Annotated in this window: 2 protein-coding genes; both read left to right on the top strand. The window is 41.1% G+C overall.

Annotation, left to right across the window (positions count from 1 at the left end):
* Nucleotides 1-363: 363 nt before the first annotated feature.
* Nucleotides 364-702, top strand: a complete 339-nt coding sequence (locus KSO91_RS17015) for a helix-turn-helix domain-containing protein (RefSeq protein WP_238744211.1) — start codon at nt 364-366, stop codon at nt 700-702.
* Nucleotides 696-2,015 carry a type II toxin-antitoxin system HipA family toxin gene (locus KSO91_RS17010; protein ID WP_238744210.1) on the top strand — a complete coding sequence of 440 codons (1,320 nt, stop codon included), beginning with the start codon at nt 696-698 and terminating at the stop codon, nt 2,013-2,015. Before KSO91_RS17015 ends, KSO91_RS17010 begins: the two co-directional genes overlap by 7 nt.
* Nucleotides 2,016-2,177 lie beyond the last annotated feature (162 nt).

Raw genomic sequence — 2,177 nt, 5'->3', positions numbered from 1 at the left:
AGGGGCGCGGACTTCAGTCCGCCAGTGTGTTTGTTCATTCAAACAGTTCGCACAGTATTTTATAAAAACAAAGCAGGCTAAAGCCTGCGCCCCAGATCCAGCTTTTTTCTTGCTTAATTTTCCATCGGGTATACAACTAATAGTCATATGACTTGCTAAGGCTCGATTGCATAGCAAGCCAATATATAGATTAATGCAATGCTTTTAACCCTGCCTTTAAGGGTGATATCGATTAATTTAATTAATTATAATGCTTATAAGGGTGATTAAATTCATAATTGTTATTATTTGTGTGTTGTGTAATACTGCTTAAAAGGATGTTATGTAATAAAGAATTCCCTAAACCATCTTTAAGGAGTGATTATGAATACTCAGTTATCTTCGCCCAATGCCATCGTGGCAGAATTGGGCGAACGTATTAGAACGGCTCGCCTTAATGCCGATTTGACGCAAGAGCAATTAGCCAACAAAGCAGGCATCTCCTTAAAAGCAGTTACCAACAGTGAAAAAGGGAAATCCACTTTGCTTTCTATGGTGTCAATTTTAGTCGCACTTGATATGACCGAACAGCTTAATGCTTTTATTCCAAGGCAAGTTATCTCCCCGATTCAGTTGGCTAAATTGCAGGGCAAAGAACGCCAAAGAGCGACAGGGGATAATAAAAATAATAAACAGCCAGAAAAAAGGAGTTCATCATGGTAACCGAAGTCGTGAGTGTGCAATTTAAAGAGCAAGAAGTTGGCGCTGTCAGTTACGATACAGAAACCCATAGAGGTTACTTTGAATATGCGACTTCGTTTATTAAATCTGGCATTGAATTATCCCCCATCAAAATGCCATTAGCGAAAAAGATCTATTCCTTTCCTGAAGCCGATCCGGCGACGTTCAAAGGCTTACCTGGGTTAATTGCTGACTCTTTGCCCGATGACTTTGGTAATGCCGTCATGAATGCCTGGGTAGCCAGTCAGGGTAAATCTTCCAGTGATATCACGCCATTACAACGACTCCAATATACCGGAAAGCGGGGCATGGGCGCATTAACCTATAAACCAGCCTATCAGCGCAAACAACTGAACTCCTCACAACCGATTCATATCGAATCATTGGTTTCTATTGCGCAGGATGTGTTAAATAAACGAGAGCAGTTTAAAATTAACCTGAGTGCAAACAGAAAAGAAGATGTCGATGCAATGATGTCATTGCTCTCAGTAGGAATGAGTGCAGGTGGAGCAAGGCCAAAAGCCGTTTTAGCCTTTAACAAAGACTTTACCCAAGTGCGTTCAGGTCAAACAGACACGCCCAAAGGTTTTAGCCACTACCTGATGAAATTTGATGGCGTCAGTGAACATAACAAAAATGAAGAAACTTTTGGTGACCCGTTAGGTTATGGTGCCATGGAATATGTTTATCATTTGATGGCCAAAGAAAGTGGCGTTGATATGATGCCCTGTCATCTATTAGATGAAGGTGATCGCAGACACTTTATTACCCAACGATTCGACCGTAATGGCAACGATAAAATTCACGTGCAAACACTCAATGCATTAGAACATGTGAGCTATAAACAAATCGGCTCATATTCGTATGCAGAGTTATTTGGCACTGCCCGAAAACTCAACTTAAGCCCTGACGATGCGATGCAATTATTTAAACGTATGGTGTTTAACGTCGTGGCTCGAAACCATGATGATCATGCCAAGAACTTTGGTTTTATGCTAGACCAAAACAACCAATGGCAACTATCGCCAGCTTACGACTTAGCTTATAGCTACAAGCCCAACAGCTATTGGGTAAGCAAACATTGGATGACCTTAAACGGCAAACAAGATAACTTCACGCGAGATGACTTTTACAGCTTCCAAAAGCTCAGCCCAATATTCAGCAAACGCAAAATAAATGACATGTTAGACCAAACCATAGAAGCCGTCTCAAACTGGAAAAGCCTAGCAAAAGCAAACGGTGTACCCACATCACTAATAACAGAAATAAAGCAAAACCTAAGACTAAAAATATAGTCAAACAGCATGAACCCACACATGCGTTTATCCTGTTGAGGGGCGCGGACTTCAGTCCGCCAATGTGTTTGTTCATTCAAATAGTTTGCTGAGTCTTTTTAAAAACCAAAGCAGGCTAAAGCCTGCGCCCCAGAGAAAGTAAAAAACCGAATGTTGCCTTTA

The sequence above is a fragment of the Psychromonas antarctica genome (assembly GCF_022267535.1).
Classification (GTDB): domain Bacteria; phylum Pseudomonadota; class Gammaproteobacteria; order Enterobacterales; family Psychromonadaceae; genus Psychromonas; species Psychromonas antarctica.
This window is presented reverse-complemented; position numbering and strand designations above follow the sequence as displayed.

Bases quoted from the DNA above. Each gene is read 5' to 3' on its own strand.
- KSO91_RS17015 (WP_238744211.1), top strand. From the start codon at position 364: ATGAATACTCAGTTATCTTCGCCCAATGCCATCGTGGCAGAATTGGGC.
- KSO91_RS17010 (WP_238744210.1), top strand. From the start codon at position 696: ATGGTAACCGAAGTCGTGAGTGTGCAATTTAAAGAGCAAGAAGTTGGC.